The 18,987-nt window shown below is 71.0% G+C and carries 17 protein-coding genes, 1 tRNA gene and 1 pseudogene; 13 read left to right on the top strand and 6 right to left on the bottom strand.

Annotated elements, in window-relative coordinates; translation table 11 throughout:
- The first annotated feature begins 54 nt into the window (after positions 1–54).
- The 3 genes from ABD841_RS20110 to ABD841_RS20100 all read left to right on the top strand — a co-directional run bounded on the left by ABD841_RS20110 (position 55) and on the right by ABD841_RS20100 (position 3,810).
- Positions 55–1,257 carry an acyl-CoA dehydrogenase family protein gene (locus ABD841_RS20110; protein ID WP_344973804.1) on the top strand — a complete coding sequence of 401 codons (1,203 nt, stop codon included), beginning with the start codon at positions 55–57 and terminating at the stop codon, positions 1,255–1,257.
- 49 nt (positions 1,258–1,306) lie between these two features.
- Entirely contained in the window at positions 1,307–2,482 is a 1,176-nt protein-coding gene (locus tag ABD841_RS20105; protein WP_425582011.1) for an acyl-CoA dehydrogenase family protein, read from the top strand.
- A 221-nt stretch (positions 2,483–2,703) separates the two neighbouring features.
- A complete protein-coding gene (locus ABD841_RS20100; RefSeq protein WP_344973801.1) occupies positions 2,704–3,810 on the top strand; it encodes an acyl-CoA dehydrogenase family protein in 1,107 nt (368 codons plus the stop codon).
- A 159-nt stretch (positions 3,811–3,969) separates the two neighbouring features.
- Here ABD841_RS20100 and ABD841_RS20095 read toward each other — a convergent pair whose 3' ends face one another.
- A complete protein-coding gene (locus ABD841_RS20095) occupies positions 3,970–4,554 on the bottom strand; it encodes a TetR/AcrR family transcriptional regulator (protein WP_344973798.1) in 585 nt (194 codons plus the stop codon).
- A gap of 241 nt (positions 4,555–4,795) precedes the next feature.
- Here ABD841_RS20095 and ABD841_RS20090 point away from each other — a divergent pair, with 241 nt between their 5' ends.
- On the top strand, positions 4,796–5,533 hold the full coding sequence (locus ABD841_RS20090) for an NERD domain-containing protein (protein ID WP_344973795.1): 738 nt from the start codon (positions 4,796–4,798) through the stop codon (positions 5,531–5,533).
- Between the two features lie 36 nt (positions 5,534–5,569).
- Here the strand turns inward: ABD841_RS20090 and ABD841_RS20085 are convergent, their stop codons facing one another.
- Positions 5,570–6,934: a vWA domain-containing protein gene (locus tag ABD841_RS20085; RefSeq protein WP_344973792.1), complete on the bottom strand. Its 1,365-nt coding sequence runs from the start codon at positions 6,932–6,934 to the stop codon at positions 5,570–5,572.
- Between the two features lie 124 nt (positions 6,935–7,058).
- Positions 7,059–7,910, bottom strand: a complete 852-nt coding sequence (locus ABD841_RS20080; protein WP_344973789.1) for an AAA family ATPase — start codon at positions 7,908–7,910, stop codon at positions 7,059–7,061.
- Positions 7,911–8,010: 100 nt separating this feature from the next.
- Here ABD841_RS20080 and ABD841_RS20075 point away from each other — a divergent pair.
- From ABD841_RS20075 to ABD841_RS20060, 4 genes are all read left to right on the top strand, one after another.
- A tRNA-Lys gene (locus ABD841_RS20075) sits at positions 8,011–8,084 on the top strand.
- 480 nt (positions 8,085–8,564) lie between these two features.
- The gene (locus tag ABD841_RS20070) at positions 8,565–9,842 is read left to right on the top strand and encodes an ABC transporter substrate-binding protein (RefSeq protein ID WP_344973786.1); all 1,278 of its coding nucleotides are present in this window, start codon (positions 8,565–8,567) and stop codon (positions 9,840–9,842) included.
- Positions 9,843–9,978: 136 nt separating this feature from the next.
- The gene (locus ABD841_RS20065; RefSeq protein ID WP_344973783.1) at positions 9,979–12,072 is read left to right on the top strand and encodes a DUF6259 domain-containing protein; all 2,094 of its coding nucleotides are present in this window, start codon (positions 9,979–9,981) and stop codon (positions 12,070–12,072) included.
- Between the two features lie 75 nt (positions 12,073–12,147).
- Positions 12,148–12,771 (top strand): hypothetical protein, encoded by a 624-nt coding sequence (locus ABD841_RS20060; protein WP_344973780.1) that lies wholly within the window; start codon positions 12,148–12,150, stop codon positions 12,769–12,771.
- Positions 12,772–13,021: 250 nt separating this feature from the next.
- On the opposite strand, the gene ABD841_RS20055 is transcribed toward ABD841_RS20060, so the two are convergent.
- Positions 13,022–13,243, bottom strand: a complete 222-nt coding sequence (locus ABD841_RS20055; protein ID WP_344973777.1) for a helix-turn-helix domain-containing protein — start codon at positions 13,241–13,243, stop codon at positions 13,022–13,024.
- Positions 13,243–13,740: a DUF2975 domain-containing protein gene (locus ABD841_RS20050; RefSeq protein WP_344973774.1), complete on the bottom strand. Its 498-nt coding sequence runs from the start codon at positions 13,738–13,740 to the stop codon at positions 13,243–13,245. Before ABD841_RS20050 ends, ABD841_RS20055 begins: the two co-directional genes overlap by 1 nt.
- 461 nt (positions 13,741–14,201) lie before the next feature.
- On the opposite strand from ABD841_RS20050, the gene ABD841_RS20045 reads away from it, so the two are divergent.
- From ABD841_RS20045 to ABD841_RS20020, 5 genes and pseudogenes are all read left to right on the top strand, one after another.
- Positions 14,202–14,915, top strand: coding sequence for a hypothetical protein (locus tag ABD841_RS20045; RefSeq protein ID WP_344973771.1), 714 nt, complete (start codon positions 14,202–14,204; stop codon positions 14,913–14,915).
- A 41-nt stretch (positions 14,916–14,956) separates the two neighbouring features.
- Complete coding sequence (locus tag ABD841_RS20035) at positions 14,957–15,568, top strand: PP2C family protein-serine/threonine phosphatase (protein WP_425582009.1); 612 nt, start codon at positions 14,957–14,959, stop codon at positions 15,566–15,568.
- Between the two features lie 49 nt (positions 15,569–15,617).
- Positions 15,618–15,776: pseudogene (locus ABD841_RS20030) on the top strand (STAS domain-containing protein); the annotation flags it as partial.
- A 113-nt stretch (positions 15,777–15,889) separates the two neighbouring features.
- Complete coding sequence (locus tag ABD841_RS20025; RefSeq protein WP_344973765.1) at positions 15,890–16,570, top strand: DUF4142 domain-containing protein; 681 nt, start codon at positions 15,890–15,892, stop codon at positions 16,568–16,570.
- Complete coding sequence (locus ABD841_RS20020; RefSeq protein ID WP_344973762.1) at positions 16,540–17,172, top strand: class F sortase; 633 nt, start codon at positions 16,540–16,542, stop codon at positions 17,170–17,172. The genes ABD841_RS20025 and ABD841_RS20020 overlap by 31 nt, the downstream gene beginning before the upstream one ends.
- A gap of 381 nt (positions 17,173–17,553) precedes the next feature.
- Here the strand turns inward: ABD841_RS20020 and ABD841_RS20015 are convergent, their stop codons facing one another.
- Entirely contained in the window at positions 17,554–18,324 is a 771-nt protein-coding gene (locus tag ABD841_RS20015) for a hypothetical protein (protein ID WP_344973759.1), read from the bottom strand.
- Positions 18,325–18,987: the final 663 nt, after the last annotated feature.

Raw genomic sequence — 18,987 nt, 5'->3', positions numbered from 1 at the left:
CGACACTCATACCGTCCGGTCGGTACGCTCCTGGGGAACTGTGAGGAGGGGCCTGTGGATTTCGCGTTCGACGCCCGGACCGAGGAGTTGCGCGAGCGGCTGCTCGCCTTCATGGACGAGTGCGTCTACCCGGCGGAGGAGGATTTCGAGGTCCAGGCCGCCGCGAGCGGGTGGGCGGCTCCGCCGCTGCTGGAGGACCTCAAGGAGGAGGCGCGCGGGCGCGGCCTGTGGAACCTGTTCCTGCCCGGTGAGCACGGTGCGGGGCTGACCAACCTGCAGTACGCGCCGCTGGCCGAGATCATGGGCCGCTCGCCGAGGATCGCCCCCGTGGCGACCAACTGCGCCGCCCCCGACACCGGCAACATGGAGGTCCTCTCCATGTTCGGCAGCGACCGGCAGCGCAAGGATTGGCTGGAGCCGCTGCTCCGCGGCGAGATCCGGTCGGCGTTCGCGATGACCGAGCCCGACGTCGCGTCCTCCGACGCCACCAACATCGCGCTGTCGATCGTCAGGGACGGCTCCGAGTACGTCGTCAACGGACGCAAGTGGTTCGCCTCGGGCGCGATGAACCCCAACTGCAAGATCTTCATCGTGATGGGTGAGACCGACCCCGAGGCGTCCTCGCACCGGCGGCAGTCGATGATCCTGGTGCCGCGCGAGACGCCCGGCGTGCACGTCAAGCGGGGCATGCACGTGTTCGGCTACTCCGACGCCGACCACGGCGGCCACGCCGAGATCGTGTTCGAGGACGCCCGGGTGCCGGTGGACAACCTGATCGGTGAGGAGGGCGGCGGCTTCGCCATCGCCCAGGCCCGTCTCGGGCCCGGGCGGATCCACCACTGCATGCGGCTGATCGGGATGGCCGAGCGGGCCGTCGAGCTGATGTGCGCCCGCGCCCTGTCGCGGACGGCGTTCGGCGGGCCCATCGCCCGGCAGGGCGTGGTCCAGGACTGGATCGCCGAGTCGCGGGTGAAGATCGAGCAACTCCGCCTGCTCGTGCTGAAGACCGCCTGGCTGATGGACACGGTGGGCAACCGGGGCGCCCACACCGAGATCCAGGCGATCAAGATCGCCACCCCGCGCGAGGTGGAGTGGATCCTCGACAAGGCCATCCAGTGCCACGGCGCCGGAGGCGTCAGCCAGGACTTCCCGCTGGCCGGCCTGTGGGCGGGCGCCCGGTCGTTGCGGCTCGCCGACGGGCCCGACGAGGTCCACAAGCGCTCCCTGGCCAACCGGGAGCTCAAGAAGCACAGGTGACCCGGGAGACGGGCCACCGCGGCACGAGGTATCGACGAAGGGAGCGTTCGTGGCGTTGGACGAAGAGGCGATCAAGGAGCGCGTGGCCGCGTTCCTGGCCGGGCACGACCCGGCCGGCGACCGGCTGGAGTTCCTGCGGGCCCGGTTCGACGCCGGGCTGGCCTGGGTGCACTTCCCCGAGGGGCTCGGCGGGCTCGGCGCCCCCCGCGAGCTGCAGAACGTCGTGGAGCGAGAGTTCGCGGGGACCCCGCAGATCAACCCCGGGCTGCAGACGATCGGCCTGGGCATGGCGGCGCCGACGATCCTGGCGTTCGGCACCGACGAGCAGCGCAGGCGCTTCCTGCGCCCGCTGTGGACGGGCGAGGAGATCTGGTGTCAGCTCTTCAGCGAGCCCGGTGCCGGATCCGACCTGGCCACTCTCGCCACGCGGGCGGTCAGGGACGGCGACGAGTGGGTCGTGGACGGGCAGAAGGTGTGGACCTCCGGGGCCCACCACGCCCGGTGGGGCATCCTGGTCGCCAGGACCGACGTGAACGTGCCCAAGCACCGGGGGCTCACCTACTTCGTGTGCGACATGCACGCCCCCGGGGTCGAGGTGCGGCCGCTGCGGCAGATCACCGGTGAGGCCGAGTTCAACGAGGTCTTCCTCACCGGCGTGCGCCTCGGCGACGACCTGCGGCTGGGGGAGGTCGGCGACGGCTGGCGGGTCGCCCAGACCACGCTCATGAACGAGCGCGTGGCGATCGGCGGCGGGCCGGTCCGGCGGGGCGGCGGCATGGTCGGCCTGGTCGCCGAGACCTGGCGCGCCCGGCCCGAACTGCGCACCCACGACCTGCACGGGCGGCTGCTGCGCCTGTGGGTGGAGGCCGAGGTCACCCGCCTGGCCGGTACCCGGCTCCGCGAGCAGCTCGCCGCCGGGCAGCCGGGGCCGGAGGGTTCCGGGATGAAGCTCTCCTTCGCCTCGCTCAACCAGGCCCTGTCCGGGCTGGACGTGGAGATGCGCGGTGAGGAGGGCCTGACCTACGACGACTGGAGCTTCCGCCGCTCCGACAGCGTCGACTTCTTCGGCCGCGGCCCCGGCTACCGCTACCTGCGGGCCAAGGGCAACTCCATCGAGGGCGGCACCTCGGAGATCCTGCGCAACATCGTCGCCGAGCGCGTGCTCGGCCTGCCCTCGGAACCCCGCGTCGACAAGGACGTCCCCTGGAAGGACCTTCCCCGATGAGGCCCGGCGGCCACTGCGCAGCGGATGGGGAGCGGCGGGTGACCGATGACGGGGAGCGAGTCCGACGCGGTGCGCGGAGTGGGCCGCGAGGGACGAGTGGGCCGCGTAGCGAACGAGGAGTGGTGAGCGACCGATGACGGGGAGCGAGTCCGACGTAGTGCGCGGAGTGGGCCGCGAGGGACGAGTGGGCCGCGTAGCGAACGAGGAGTGGTGAGCGACCGATGACACTGCTGTACACCGAGGTCGAGGAGGAGCTCCGGGCCTCCGTGCGGGACCTGCTCGCGGACCGCTGCGGCCCGGGCGCCGTGCTGCGGCGGGTCGAGTCCGCCACCCCGTACGACATGGATCTGTGGAAGACGCTGGCCCACCAGGTGGGGGCGGCGGGCCTGCTCGTGCCGGAGGAGCACGGCGGGGCCGGGGCGTCCGCGCGGGAGGTCGCGGTGGTGCTGGAGGAGCTGGGGCGGGCGGTGGCGCCGCTGCCGTTCCTCACCAGCTCGGTGCTCGCCACCTCGGCCCTGCTCGGTTCCGGCGACGAGTTGCTGGGCGCGCTGGCGGACGGGGAGGTCACGGCGGCCCTGGTGGTGCCGTTCGCGGTCTCGCCGTACCGGTTCGCCGAGACCGTGACCGTGCGGGACGGCGCGCTGAGCGGGCAGGTGCGCGCCGTCGCGGGCGCCGACGTCGCCGACGTGCTGCTGGTCCCCGCCGACGGCGGGCTGTACGCGGTGGGCGCGGCGGACGCGACCGTGGAGGTCGTCCCGTCGCTCGACCTGACCCGGCCGATCGGGACCGTGACGCTGTCGTCGGCGCCGGGCCGGCGGATCGAGGGCGCGGGCGGCGACGACGTGCGGCGGGCCCTGCTCGCCGGTGCGGGGCTGCTCGCCTCCGAGCAGCTCGGCGTCGCCGAGTGGTGCTTCGACACGACGCTCGCCTACATCAGGGAGCGCCACCAGTTCGCCCGGCCGGTCGGATCCTTCCAGGCGATCAAGCACCGGATGGCCGACCTCTGGCTGGACGTGGTGCGCGCCCGTGCCGCCGCGAGGAACGCCGCGAACCTGCTGGCCGAGGCCGCGGACCCGGCCGCCGCCGGTGAGCGGGACGACCGGGGCGACGAACTGGCCGTGGCGGTGGCCAAGTCCTGGTGCTCGGAGGTGGCGCTGCACGTCGCCGAGGAGAGCGTCCAGCTCCACGGCGGCATCGGGATGACCTGGGAGCACCCGGTGCACCTGTATCTCAAGCGGGCCAAGGCCGGCCAGATCGCGCTCGGCACCCCCGGGGCCCATCGGGACGCCGTGGCGGTCCTGGCCGACCTGCCCGGGCCGGTCGCCTGACCGGTCCGGGCGTCTGCCCGGTGGCCGGGCGCGCTTCGCCGGGCGGGTGGGCCTGTCCGGTGCGGGCGCCCGGTCTGTCCGGCTGCCGGGCGCGCGGGGCGCGGGGTCCGGGGCGCCCGCACCGGGCGGCGTGGGCCCCTCTTCCGGCCGCGCGGGCGCCTACTCCGGGCGGAGGGAGGCGAGGAGCAGGTCGGCGAAGTGCGTGCCGAGTTCGGCACCGGAGAGCGCGCCCTCCGAGTTGTACCAGGTGCCCAGATGGTGGACCGAGCCGAAGAAGAAGTCGACGACGATGTCGGCGGGGACGTCGGTTCTGAAGGTGCCGTCGCGTTGCCCCTCGGCGACCAGGTCGCGGAAGCGCTCGTGGTAGCGGCGCCGCTCGGCGCGGACGCTCTTGCGGGTGTCGGGTGCGAGCAGGTGCATCGAGCGGAAGAAGATCTTGGAGTCGTCCAGGTTGTCCACCGTGGTCGTCACGACGTCGGCGGCGGCGGAGTGCAGGCGCTCGGACACCGTTCCCGGGCCGTCGGCGAAGCGGTTGAGGCGCTCCATCTGCATGCGCAGCACGCGCCCGTAGATCTCGTGAAGCAGGTCGTCCTTCGAGTCGAAGTAGTGGTACATGGCGCCCTTGGTGACGCCGGCGGCCGAGACCACCTCCTGCACCGACGTGCTCTCGAAGCCCCGCTCGGCGAACAGGCGCGTGGCCTCGCTGAGCAGACGCTGGCGTACCGGCTCCCGGTCCTGAGTCATCCGTCCCCCATGGTGTCGTGGGGAAAGCATACCGACTGGTCGGTTAAATCATTGACACGCCTGGGTTAAACGCTCGGCGGCTGACGGATGTGTGTTACTTGCGTCACCTTCACCCGGAGGGGATACCTGGAGTCCCCAATTGGGTATTTCATAGTCTAAGGATCTTCAGCGTGGCAGGTCCCGCTCCTTCTTCGACCGTCCGAGCCTCTGGGGGTGCGCTGTGCCAGGCGGATCCATCTACGTGACGCCGGAAGACCAGGTCCACGGCCTGTCGCCGCAGGTCATGTACGAGCAGTTCTGGCGCAAGGAAGCCGGCGAGCGCAGGAAGATGCGTGCCGTCAAGGCCGTGGGCGGCCTGGCCGTGGGCGTCGCGCTGGCCTACCGCTTCGGACTGTCCGTGCCGATCACGGGGATCGTCTGTGCCGCGCTCGTCGCCGCCGGGGACGCGTTCTGGGCCTGGTGGTCGTACGAGGCCACCGCGGTCTGGCGCGGCCGGCGCCGCGGCGAGACCATCACCGGCAGGCTGCTCCGCCGCAGGCTCGGCAGACGCGGCTACCGGATCCTCGACGGCCGGGCCGTCCCGGGCAAGGCCTCGGTGGACCACCTCGTCATCGGCCCCGGCGGCGTGTGGGTGGTCGACAACGAGGCGTGGGACCCGGAGACCGAGATCGCCCGGTACGGCGACCGGCTGTTCCTGGGGGAGAAGTACGGCTCGAAGGTGGCCAAGGCGCTCGTCGACGTCTCCGAGTCGCTGGCCGAGGTGCTCTCCCGGGAGTCGGGCATCCCCGTCACCATCGAGCCGTTGCTGGCCGTGCACGGCGGCGAGCTCAGGCGGTCGGTCACCGCCGAGGGGATCACCCTCCTCAAGCCCCGCCTGGTGGCGCGCTGGATCCTGAACGGACCGCGGGCCGAGTACGACGACTCCCAGGTGGAGGTGCTGGCCAGGACCGCCGCCCGGGTGCTGCGCCGGATGAGCTGACCTCACCCGTTCCCGCCGGTCGGGAACGGGGCCGGGTCAGGCGAGCTTCTCGATGAAGGCGGCCAGCTGGGTGACGTTGCGGCACTCGTGCATCGGGACGACCCCGCCGTACGCCGTCGCCAGCGAGTCGCCGGTGTCCCACTGGGCGACCGGCTCCGGGTTGAGCCAGTACGCGTGCCGGGCGGCCCCGCTCAGGCGTTTCAGCGTCTCCAGCGCGGGCGGCTGGTAGTTGGACCGCGCGTCGCCCAGAATCAGCAGGGACGTCTTCGGACCGACCGCCTCGCCGTACCGCTCGGCGAACCGCTCCAGCGCGTAACCGTAGTTGGTCCGCCCGAACCGGACCATGTCGGCCTCCTTCGTGAGCCGTGTCATGGCCTCCACCACGTCGGCGCCCGGGACGAAGAACCGGGTGATCTCGTCCACGGTGTCCACGAACCCGAACGCGCGGACCTTGGTGAACTGCTCGCGCAGCGCGTAGGTCAGCAGCAGGGTGAAGTGGGCGAAGGAGGCGACCGAGTCGCTGACGTCGCAGAGCACCACGAGTTCGGGCTTGTGCGGCCGGCGCGGCCGGTTGAAGGTGGTCAGCGGCACCCCGCCGCTGGACAGCGAGGCCCGTACGGTCCGGCGGAAGTCCAGGCGGCCGCGGTGGCCGAGGCGGTGCTTGACGGTCAGCCGGGCGGCCAGGCGGCGGGCGAGCGGGTGCACCTCCCTGCGCAGCCTCGCCAGGTCGGCCTTGGTGACCCGCAGGAAGTCGAGCTGCTCCAGCGGCGGCCGTACGGAGGAGCGGGCGATCCGCTCGATCCCCGCGTCCTCGGCGATCCGGCGGCGCACGTCGGTGGCGACCGCGTCCTCGAACCGCCTGGTGTTCTCGCCGATCCGCTGCCGGGCGACCTTCTCGGCGAGCCCGCCGCGCTCCCGGCCGCCCAGGACCTCCGCGAGCAGCCGCGCCATGAGCGTCTCCGGGGAGAGCGCCCGCATCACCGGGTAGGAGAACCAGTTCTGCCGGCCGGGGCCCGCGGGCAGGCGCCCGAAGCGCTCCACCATCGCCCGCGCGAACTCGTTCATCCCCTCGGCGCCCAGCAGCAGCTCCGCCAGCCGGTCGCGCAGTTCGGGGAGCTCGGCGGTCGCCGGGTCCGTCTCGTCCGCCCGCGCGGCCTCGCGGGTGGCCTCCAGGCCGGTCGTCGTGGCCGGGAACCACAGGTCGAAGAGCGTGTCGAAGCCCGGCCGGTGCGAGGGCCGCTTGACCAGCGTGGCGGCGTACGCGGCCCGCAGCGACTCCCGCTCGGTCAGGTCGATCACCCGCAGCGCCCTGGCCGCGTCCAGCCCCTCGGCCAGCGACACCGGCAGTCCCGCCTCGCGCAGCGCGTGGACGAACCCCACGTGCCGGTCGATCAGGCTCACCGTCCGCCTCCCGTCCTCCGGGCCGCGGTGCCCGCGGCCCGGATCGCGCTTTCCGCGGCCCGTGGTGCGCCGTGGGGCCTCCCGCATGCGGCCCGCCGGGTGGTGTCCCCGGCGGCCGGGCCGGTCACAGCCCCAGCTCCTTGCGGGCCCGGGTCTGGTCGGAGGCGTGCTTGAGCACGACCCCGAGGGTGGACCCGATCGCCGCCTCGTCGAGTTCGGTCCGGCCCAGTGCGATCAGCGTGTTGGCCCAGTCGATCGTCTCCGCGATGGAGGGCGCCTTCTTCAGCTCCAGGGAGCGCATCGTGGCGACCGCCCGGGCGAGCTGCTCGGCCAGGCCCGCCTCGATCCCGGGCACCTGGGCCAGCACGATGTCGCGCTCGCGCTCCGGCGCCGGATACTCCAGGTGCAGGTAGAGGCAGCGCCGTTTCAGCGCCTCGGACAGCTCGCGGGTCGCGTTGGAGGTCAGTACCACGTACGGCCTGCGGACGGCGGTGATCGTGCCGAGCTCGGGGATCGTCACCTGGTAGTCCGACAGGATCTCCAGCAGCAGTCCTTCCACCTCGACGTCGGCCTTGTCGGTCTCGTCGATGAGCAGGACCACCGGCGTCTCCGACCGGATGGCCGCCAGCAACGGCCGTTCCAGCAGGAACTCCTCGGTGAAGATGTCGTCGTGGGTGGCGTCCCAGTTCTCACCCTGCCCGGCCTGGATGCGCAGGAGCTGCTTCTTGTAGTTCCACTCGTACAGCGCCCTGGCCTCGTCCAGCCCCTCGTAGCACTGCAGCCTGACCAGCCGCGCCCCGGTCGCCGCCGCCACGGCCTTGGCCAGCTGGGTCTTGCCCACCCCCGCGGGCCCCTCGGCCAGCAGCGGCTTGCCGAGCGCCCCCGCGAGGAAGACCGAGGTCGCGATGGAGTCGTCGGAGAGGTAGTCGACGGCGCTGAGGCGCTCGCGGACGTCAGCGGGCGAGGCGAACCACATGTGTGCTCCCAGTCGTGACCGAATGTTGTTCTAGCTTAGCGGCTGATCGTCCGGCGATTCGAAGTAGCACCCGATGTGCGCTATTCTTCAAGGGCTTCAGGCGCCGCTAGCTCAGTTGGTTAGAGCAGCTGACTCTTAATCAGCGGGTCCGGGGTTCGAGTCCCTGGCGGCGCACCTCACTGATTCTGGGCATCCTCCGCACTGCGGAGGATGCCCAGAGTCGTTTCTCGCCCGAGTGCGCTCGCACGTGGCCATTGACACCGTGATCACCGGAGATCGGTCGTCCTGACGGCCGGCCTCGCCCCCGCCCTCTGTTCTCCGCCTCCGTTCGACGGTGGCGGCACCGCGGCGGCGCATCTCCGTGCCTCACACCTGCACGCCCTGCACCTCCGGCCTCGTGCCCCGCACCTCCATGACGACGCGTGGTGGCCGCGGCCCCGCCGGTCTCCGGGAGCGCGGTGAACCCGGTGAATGCGACAGGCAACGGGAAGTTTTGTAGTGGCGCTAGCCAGTTTGTTTCGAGGATGCTAACGTCCCAGCAGAAAATCGTTTCAAGACGACTCCTTCGATCAAATTCGTGTAGTGAAGCTACGAAACTTGCCCTGTCAGGCGGCACCTGCCGGTGAACCGTCAAGGGGCGACGAGGAGCGCAGGATGGGGAACACACTCAGGCGCACGGCGTCCGTACTGCTGGCATCGCTGCCGCTGCTGCTGGCCGGATGCACCGCCGGCACCGCCGGCGGTGGCGCCGCGGACGCGAAGCAGACACTCAGCTTCGTGATGTGGGGTGACGGCGCGGACTCCGCGAAGGCCTACCAGGATCTGATCAACGACTTCCAGCAGCGCAACCCCGGGGTCAAGGTCAACCTGGAGACCTTCAGCACCACCAACTACGACACGGTGCTCAAGAGCCGCCTCGCCGGCGGGGCGGGCCCGGACGTCTACGGCTTCGACCAGAAGAACCTGACCGAATTCATCAAGGCCGGTTACACCACCGACCTGGTCAGGGAGAAATGGTTCAGCGAGCTGACCCCGGACGCGCAGCGCGAGGCCGGCCGTTTCGCGCCCGCCGGCCAGGCGCACTACGTGCCGATCTCCCAGTCCGGCAACGGCATCGTCTACAACAAGGCGCTGTTCGCGCGGGCCGGCGTCACCGACGAGCCCCGGACCTACGACGAGCTGCTCGACGTGGCCGCCACGCTGAAGAAGGCGAAGATCACGCCGTTCGCCATGTCCGCGCAGGAGAGCTGGTGGCCCCAGTTCATCATCTACTACCCCGTCGCCCAGCACGTCTACGGTGAGAACCCGGACTTCAACGAGGACGTGATGGCCGGGAAGGACAGCATCGCCACCAACGCCGGGTGGAAGAGAAGCCTGGAGATCTACCGCGAGCTCGTCCCCTACTTCATGGACAACCCGCTGGGCACCAACCAGACGGCCGCCCAGTCCGCCTTCCTCCGCGGCAAGGCGGCCATGTTCCCCGCGCCGTGGATCCTGTCCGAGGCACGGCAGGCCAAGCTCGACGTCGGCTACTTCAACTTCCCCACCACCGCGTCCGCCGACACCAAGGCGATGTGGGGCAGCTACCTGGTGTCGCTGGGGATCAACCCGAAGAACGGCAAGAAGGACCTGGCCAGCCGGTTCATCGACTTCCTGTTCTCCGCCGACGAGTACAAGAAGTTCCTGGGCACCGCGAAGGCCTTCCCGGTCAAGGACGGGATCGACCTCGGCTCCCTCGACCCGCTCTTCCCGGACATGCAGCGGGCCTGGCAGGGGCGCACCTTCATGACCCTGCTCCTGCCTCCCGTCCCGGGGCTCCAGGACGTCCTGCTCACCGAGTTGCAGAACCTCACCGGCGGTCGCGCCGATGTCGCGACGGTGCTCGGAAAACTCGACGACGCCGTCCAGGAGGAACGCGCGCAGGGCGACTGACGGCGATCGGCGGCGACCGGCCGCCACCGCGGCCGGGCCGGGCCACGCGCCCGCCCGGCCGTAGCCGGGCGGCTCGGCCCGCCCGCGGACGTTCAGCCCGGTGCCACCCGGACGACTGCGAAATGAGGACATCCCCGTGAAGAAGCAACTGGTGATCAGGGACGACCGCGCCGAAGTCACGTTCGACGCCGTCTCCGGGGGGATCACGGGCGTCCGTGACATCGAACTCGGCGCCTGGATCGGCGGTGACTCCCGGCCGTCGCTCTTCGTGTTCGAGATTCCCCGGCACGGGGACCGCACCGTGGTCGCGACCACCGACGCCCAGACCCTCGCCTCCGCCTCGGCGCACGAAGACGGGCGATCGATCTCCCTTGCGTGGGACGGGCTCGTGACGAGCACCGGCGAGTACCTGGAGGGGCGCGTCGAGGTCGGGGCCGCGTTGGACGGCGCCGGGCACCTCGAACTCACCCTCGACGCCGTGCCGGGCGAGGTGACGGTCGAGGCGGTACGCTTCCCCTCTCTCCGGGGGATCAGACCGGCGGCCGGCGACTCCCTCGACCTGGTGAAATCGGACTACACCCAGGGGAGCAGGGTGGAGCTGCTCCCGTCGTTCGACAGCAACGCCCCCTACTGGGGCACGATGGTCCCCGACCACGCCAGCGGTAACCTCCGCCCGGAGGTGGTGTGCAACCCCACGGCGCCGTTTGTCGTCCTGGCGGGCGAGACCGGAGGGATCACGGTCATGCCGTCGTCGCCGACCCTGGAGTTCGTCGGGTGGCGTTTCTCCCTCGAACCCGGCTACCTGGACAGTCTCACGAAGCTCACGGAAGGGCCCGACGGCGGTTCCTCGATCACGCTGGACGCGATCCAGATGCCGGTGAGGACGGGGGAGAGGCTGCGGACCCTGCCGATCACGGTGGCGCTCTACCGGGGTGCCTGGGAGCAGGGCCTGGTCCCGTACCGGGCGACCCAGCGGGAGAGCCGGATCCCGGCCGCCGGGTGGCTGCGGGAGCCGCGAACGTGGCTGCAGGTCCAGCTCATGTCGACCGAGAACGAGCCCCGTTACGACTTCGACGAGCTGGTCTCGATCATCGAGGAGTGCGCGGCGAGAGGCATCGGAGCCATCCAGATCGTGGGCTGGAACGAAGGGGGACAGGACGGTCTCGTGCCGGTGCACCGACCGGCCGGGAAACTGGGGGGCGAGCCCGGGCTCCGGCGGGCGCTTGAGCGCGCCCGCGAACTCGACGTCAAGGCGGTGCTGTACGTCAAGTACCAGTGGGTCGAGCGCCCCGGCCGATACTGGGACGACTTCGCCGCCGACGTCTGCCTCGACGAGAACGGTCAGCCGTACGCCCAGCCCGGACCGGTGTACCACACCGCGCGGAAGAGATACGGCATGAGCACGCCGTGGTACGTCCCCCTGTGCTTCGCCTCCGAGGCCCTGCGCGGCACGTTCGCCCGGGAGGTGGCGGAGATGGCGGGCTGGGGCGCGGCGGGAGTGCTCGCGGACGAGTCCCTGTACCACGGCCGCGCGCTGCTGTGCTTCGCGCCCGGCCACGGCCACCCGCCGGGGGCGTCGGCCTATCTCTGGGACGGCGCGTTCGTCGAGGACCTCCGCGGAGCGGCCGGAGCCGTGGCGGAGGATTTCGTCATCGCCGGGGAGGGCTGCTATGACGGGCAGTTCGAGCACTACGACCTCTCGTACTTCCGCAGTTCCTCCGAACGGCACATCCCGCTCGGCCGCCGCCTGCGCTCGGACGTCCGGATGGTGACCGCGCTGGTCGGTTTCGACGACCGCAACATGGCGAACCAGTGCCTGCTGTACGGCTACGCCATGAGCCTCGAACCGTTCAATTTCAAGGGGCGCCCGTCCGACATGCCGAAGACGGTCGCGTACGCCAACGCCGTCGACGACCTCCGGCGCCGGCTCGCCCCCTGGCTGTGGAACGGCACCTTCCTCGGCTCGGAAGGGGTCACGGTCGCGGGCGAGGATCCCGGGGCACGCCCGCCCCAGGTCGCCGTCTGGGAGAGCGGAACGCGTCCCGGCAGCAGATGCGTGGTCGTGGCCAACTACGACGACGACGCCCGGACCTTCCGCGTCACGTTCGACGCCCCGTGGCGTCCCGTGGTCCTCGGCGTCGGCGCCGAATCACCGAGCCCGCTCGCGGAAGGCCGCCTTGAGCTCGCACCACGGAGCGCCGCGGTCCTGATCGACGCGGACGATCTCTGAGGGCGGAGCCGTCCTTCGAAGGTGGAGGGAGCGGTCGCAGCCGGTGTCGGTACGATCACCGGTGTGATGAGAAAAATGATCGCTTTGGGCGTTATGGCGGGAACCGTCGTGCTGGCGGCTCAGGTGCCCGCCTCCGCCTCCTCGGGGTCCGCGACGGTCTCGGGGCCCGCTGCGTCGCAGGGGTCCTCCGCCGGGTCCGCCACCACGCTGCTGCGCCTGCGTCACGGGCTGACCCTGGAGATCCCGAGCTCGTGGCGGGTGTACGGGACCGCGGACCAGGTCCGGGTGGTGACCGGTTCCTGCGCGCGGCCGAAGGGTCCCTACGCCGAGCCCAGGTGCGACAGCTTCTGGGTGATGGGGCCGAAGGCCCTCAAGACCGGGGGTGAGGGCTTCACGCCCTACAACCCGAACCGAGGTCCGTTCTACCCGGCGGTCGACGTGATGCCGTGCGCGACGAATCCCAAGTACGGTCAGGTGATCGGCAAGGCGATCGCGGTGGGCCGCCGCGACATCGGCGTGGCGCACCGGGCGCACTACCGGGTGTGGCCCGGCCGGTGCGTCACGTACGACGACGCCACGCAGAAGTCGACGTTCAAGCAGCGCGAGTGGTACCTGCCGCAGCAGAGGATCCTCATCGTCGACCAGTGGGCCACGCCGGGACTGGACCGGATCCTGAAGAACGCCGTCTGGGACAACTGACCGCGGATCCGCCCGAGGCCGGCGTGGCCGGCGAGGCCGGCGTCGGCGGCCTCGGGGGGGCGCCGGGGGCGGCGGGCTCCGCGGGGTCCGACGCCGCGCTGCTCTCCGGTGCCGCGCCGCTTCCCGGCGCCCGCAGCCCGGCCGGTGCCGCGCCGCTTCCCGGCGCCCGCAGCCCGGCCGGTGCCGCCGGGCCGCTGTGACGCGTCGGCCGAGGTGCCCGGGTGACGGCCGGCGTCGCCGACGGCTGACGTCACCCGTCCGCGGCGTCCTCGGCCTCCCAGCGCAGCAGGTCTCCGGGCTGGCACTCGAGCGCCTCGCAGAGCGCGGCGAGCGTCGTGAAGCGCACCGCCTTGGCGCGGCCGTTCTTGAGCACCGCCAGGTTGGCGGGCGTGATCCCGACGCGGTCCGCGAGCTCGCCCACGGACATCTTCCGCTTGGCCATCATCACGTCGATGTCGACGACGATCGGCATCAGATCACCTCGTCCAGCTCGGCCTGCATCTGCGCCGCCTCGACGTCGCGCGCGACGGCCTGGGCGAGCAGCATCCGCAGCACGAGCACGACGAGCGCGACTCCCAGGACCGCCAGGGAGGCCCCGCATATCAGCAGGACGATGCCCGGGGCGACGGGGTCGCCCGGCGCCAGGACGACCGCGAGCGCGAACACCAGGAGGGCGGCCGTGACGAGCGCGCCGATCACGATGTGCACGTACCGGAAGGCGGCGTGGGAGAACACGGTTCCGCGTCGCACCATCGTCACCAGTCGCCACACACAGCCCAGGATGACCTGGACCGTCACGACGCCCAGAAAAATGATCACGAGGAGCGGGGTGCGCAGGTACGCGTAGTCCGTGTTGAGTCCCTCCAGGTCGGCGGCCAGCAGCGGCACCATCACTGCCTGTACGAACACCGAGCCGGCGAGCAGCGCCACGAGCACGGCGCGCAGCGCGAGCACTGTCAGCTTTCCCATCGTCTCTCCCTCGATCGAACTACGATAGAAATCTATCGAAATTCGATATGCGCGGCAAGGGGTGAGGATGGCCGGGCGCAGGCCGGACAGATGGAGGAGACGGTGTGCTCCGGGCAGGTGAGCAGGTCGCGGCGCGGCGGATCTGCTCGGCCGTCATCGCCGGGGCCGGTCGAGGCGTCGGCCGCGCATCCGGGCGGCGTCCAGGCTCTCGCGGGTGCCTTCGACGATGAGCTCGCGGATGAATCCGGCCAACGCGGCGGCTCGCCGTAGCGGCTGAAACCTGAGGGCTCCCCGCGCCCCCGCGGGCTCCGCCGTCAGGCAAGGAGGTATTTGGCCTGCGGGTTTGGGCAGGTGAAGCTGGGAGGGGCAGCAGCCGGTGGTGGCTCGGCTCGCGAGCGGACACCGATGACCACCGGGCAGACGGGGGGCGAGCGATGTCCTGCTCATGTGGGGTCCGGCGGATGCTGGCCGGACTGATAGAAGCCAGCCATCTGGCCACATTGGAGGAACTGCCGGCCCTGGTCGATGAGCACGCCACCCGCGCGGGCCTGCACGAGGCGCTGATCTATGTGGTCGACCTGCAGCAGAACGTGCTGCGTCTGCTCACCGGCCACGGTGAAAGCGCAGGCGAGAACACCGGGGAGCATCCCGCGCGGCTGCGCGTCGATGCCACGCTGGCCGGGCGAGCCTTCCAGGAGGTGCGCCTGCTGCCCACGACCGGTACCGACGGGCAGGCCGATCACTGGTGGGTGCCCCTGCTGAACGGCACCGAACGGCTGGGGGTGTTGCGCGTGCGCGCCGCCGAGGACGACGACCATGCGGCCGAGGACAAGATGTGGACCTTGGCCTCGGTGGTGGCGTCGCTGATGGTCAGCATGCGCTTCTACAGCGACTCCTACGCCCGGCTGACCCGCGCCCGGCCGATGAACGTGGCCGCGGAGATGCAGTGGAACCTGATGCCGCCGCTGAGTTTCGCCAACCAGAAGGTGACGGTCAGCGCGGCCATGGAGCCGGCCTACGAGGTCGGTGGGGACGCCTTCGACTACGCCATCGCCGGTGATGTCCTGCACCTGGCCGTCTTCGACGCGATGGGGGCTTCCCCCTCGAACGAGGACACCGATTTCAGGCGGCAGGCTTCAGGTTATCCGCCGTCTTCTCATAGTCGATCGGGCTGAGCTGGCCGAGCCGGGAGTGCCGTCGGACCGTGTTGTAGCGGGTGATCCAGCGGAAGACGGCCAGGCGGGCGGTGGCCGCCTGCCGCAACCACCGCCGCCAGGGCATGCCCCTGGCCGACAACAGCGAGGCGATCGAGCGCGTGCTGATCGGCGAGTTCGGCCGGGCGACCCGCTTCGTCACCGCGATCATGGCTGACCTGGACATGACCAGTGGTCTGTTCAGCTGGGTCAACCGCGGCCACCACGCGCCGGTGGTGATCCGCGGCGGCCGCTGGAGCACCACGTTGGACTGCCCGCCGGCCCATCCGATGGGTCTGAACGTGGGCCTGCCGGTCACCGTGTGCCAGGAGCGGTTCGAGCCCGGTGACCGGCTGCTGCTGTACACCGACGGCATCACCGAGGCCCGCGGCCGGGGCACGCAGGAGTTCGGGCTGGCACGGTTCATCGACTTCATCATCCGCCACCAGGCCTCCGACCTGCCGGTCCCCGAGACCTTGCGCCGCCTGATCCGCGCCGTGCCGGACTACCACCACGGCCGGCTCCAGGACGACGCCACCGTCTTGATGGTCGAATGGCGCGGCCCCGCTCACCACATCCCGGGCGTGCGAGCCGCGCTGATCGGCGACACCGCGGACGTGAAGAGCCGATCATGACAGCACCCGGGCACTCTCTGCCGTTCTTCACCGTCTCCTCCGCCGGCACGGCGCGGTGACGGTCGTCTCCGTCGCCGGCGACCTCGACCTGGCCACCGCGCCGGGGTTGCGTGAGCACCTGCGCGCAGCCGCCCGGCCACCCGCCGCGAGCGTGCTGATCGTGGACGTGGCGCAGGTCGCCTTCTGCACCTCATCTAACAAATTGTAATCATCTGGTTGCTAAATGCTACTTTCTACACTTTCGTCAACATGTGCCATCTCCTGGCCGGGAAGCGCCTAGGTGGGCGGGCAAGCCGTCCGGGGCTCCTGTAGGGGGTGGCGATGTTTCTGCGTGTCGTGTTCGTCGGCGCCGCCGCGGTCGCCGCGGTGGTCCTGATGGGCGGGCCGCCGGTGTCGGCGAAGGTCGAAGTCGAGGTCTCGGAGCAGGATAGGCAGTTCCTGAGGCAAGCCCACCGGGGCAACCTCACCGAGATCGCCGCCGGCAAGGTCGCTCAGGCCAAGGGAGAGGCCGAAGTCGTCCGCTCGATCGGAGCCATTCTCGTCACCGACCACACCAGGCTCGACGCCGCGCTGAAACAGACCGCGCGCCGCCTGCGGGTGTCACTGCCCTCTCAGCCCGCCCCGCAGGAGAAGGCCGTGCTGGAGCGCGTGGCCGCGCTGTCCGGCTCCGCCTTCGACCAGGCCTGGATCGCCGCGATGATCGAAGGCCACCGCATGGCCCTGAAGCTGGGCGAGCAGGAACTTCAGGCGGGGACCTCGCCGGAGGTCAAGGAGCTTGCCACGTCCAGCGCGCCGGTCATCCAGGGCCACCTGGACCAGCTGCTCAAAGCGCAGGAAACCATCGGAACGCCACGCGCCGTTCCCGCCGGAGACGGCGGGCGGGCCTGGAGCCAGGCCGCGAAGCAGTGGCACGGTCTCGGCTCCTGGGCACTCGCCGCCGGTCTTGTCCTCCTCCTGGCCGGTGCCCTGATGTGGGCGCGGCCCGGACCGTGGCGGCGCTGAAGACCGCGGGCGTAGTCAGTACGCTGCTCGGCGCCGCGCTGACCTGCTGGGGCGGGGTCGTCCTGACCGGGCGCGCCCTGCCCCCTCCAGCCGCTCCGGTGAACGTCGGCGCCGTCCCGCCCGCAGTCCCCCCGGCGATGCCGCACACCGCCGACGGCGGAGTCCAGCCCACAGGCCTGGGCATTCCGGCGCTGCGCATCAGTGCCCGGATACGCTCGGTGGGCGTGGACGCACGCGGCGCGCTGCGCGTGCCGTCCGCCCCGCATGAACTCGGCTGGTGGAGCGGCGGCGCGCGCCCCGGATCCGCAGCGGGAAGGGTGGTGGTCGCCGGGCACGTGGACACCGCCCGGCACGGGCCGGGGGCTCTCTTCCGGCTGGCCGACGCGCTGCCGGGAGACGAGGTGCACGTGCGCACCGCCGACGGCGGCTTGCACACCTACCGGGTCGTGGCCCGCCGTCTCTACCCCAAGAACCGGCTCCCCGCGCAGGTGTTCGCGCGCACCGGCCCTCCATGCCTGGTGCTCATCACCTGCGCCGGGCCATTCGACCCGCGAACCCGTCACTACCGGGATAACCTCGTGGTCTACGCGCTGCCGGCTTGAGCGTGACCCTCCTGACCGTGTTCGACGCAGAGCTCAACGGCTTCCGGAGCGCGGCAGGGAGCGCGAGCGCAGGCCTCTGCCTGGTGGGTTTTTGCCGTAAGCGCGATGGCACGGAACCGTGCGTGCCGCTCCTCCGCCGAAGATGCTCCTCTCATCCGGAAGATGACGGGGAGGGTGGCCAGGTCTTCCCGGTCGTCGCACGGCCACAGGGCGTAGAACGAGCCGGAGTCGGAGGCCCGCGTGAAGGGGACCGACCGCTTCTTCACCATCCTCGGCGGGCCAAGCTCGGTCGCGCCCGCCGCGGCGTTGACGGCGGGTGGCCTCGCGCCGCCCGCCGTCCGGCCCTGACGGGTCTGCCGCTCCCGGCCCGCCGTGTGTTCTTCAGGACGGACGCGGCCCTGCCAAGAGCTCGCCGACCTGGACGACCGCGAACTCGACCTGGCCCTGCCCCTCCTCCCAGTTGGCGATCAGCGTGCAGCCCTCGTCGGCGAGCAGGGCGCCGCCCGACCGCTCGGTCCGCAGGTACATCAGCCCCTCCTCGCCTCCGGTGCAGAAGAAACTCAGGTGGGCGAACAGCTCGGGCGGCGTGAGGCCGGCCAGCGCCTCCCGCCACTCCTCGGCCGCCTCCGCCTCGAGGGGAAGGAGGCTTTCGGGGCCCGTGCCGAGCGCGGTGGCGACCCGCATCGCGTCGAAGAGCGTGCCGTCCGAGACCAGCCGCGGGTGGCAGACGGTCCAGGTGTCGCGCAGATCGGACGCGGCGAGGTCGTACCGCGCCAGCAGGGGAGCCAGATCGCCGCCCAGGACGCACCGGCCCGCGAAGCACGCCGCCGCGAGATCCGCCTCGAACTCCGGTGGCAGCCCGGCCTTGTCGAACTCGAAGACCGACCGGCTCGCGTCGAACTCCAGCAGCGGCTCGTCCAGGTCGAAGATCGGGCAGTCCCAGACGACCGGCTCGGCGCCGCGGAGGGCGGCCGGGTTCACCCATGCGGTGTCCCGCGCGAAGCCGAGCTCGTTGATGAGGTTGCCGCCGAAGAACGTCGCATAGACGGCGTCGGTGTCGAAACTCGCCAGCGGACGGCCGAGCAGGATCTCAAAGGCGCCGGTCAGCTGTTCTAGCCACGGGCCCGGAATGTTGGCAGAAGCGGGGTTCATGCCGGGACCATATAGGTCGGGCCCGTCATTCCGGACCGGGTTCGTCGGAGGCGGATCAGCGCGTCGGCCCCTGAGACGGGGCCTACGCCGTCGCACCGATGATTTCGGGAGTTTCGGGGGACCTCACCCAGCACGCCGAGCGTGATGTGCAGGTCCGGCTGGACACGGACCATTTCCGCCGTATTCGTGCATCCTGAAGGTAAAGGAGAATTCGACGTAGGCGAATGATCTGGAGCGATGCTGCTCGGACGACGAAGGTGTTGGCCCTTCGGAGCCGCCCTGCGGAGGGGGCTTCAAACCGCCTCATGCCGCGTTGGCTGAAGACCGTCGTGGTGAGCGATGAGGAAAAGACGCCCGTGAGGCGTCAGGTGGGGACCGAGAAGGCGAACGCAAGTGAACCGCTGACTTTCGGGCCATGTGACCGAGTCGGCGCTCCGCTTCACCGGGAAAAGGGTGACGGTCCAGGAGCGGCCGGTGGTGCCGGCGCCTCGCTTCGCGGGGAAAACGGTCGCGGCCGGGGACCCGCACCCGCCCGCGCGGCTCCGGGGCACGGCTCCCGGCGTCCGATCAGGCGGCCGGTCCGGTGTCATCGCGGATTTCGGAGCCGTGCCGTGCCTCGGTCGGGGAAAGTTGCGTTGAGGACATGTGACGCCCCCGTCGCCT

This window comes from Streptosporangium fragile, assembly GCF_039534445.1.
Classification (GTDB): domain Bacteria; phylum Actinomycetota; class Actinomycetes; order Streptosporangiales; family Streptosporangiaceae; genus Streptosporangium; species Streptosporangium fragile.
The sequence above is the reverse complement of the archived record's forward strand: the minus strand, read 5'-3'. Positions and strand labels throughout refer to the sequence as shown.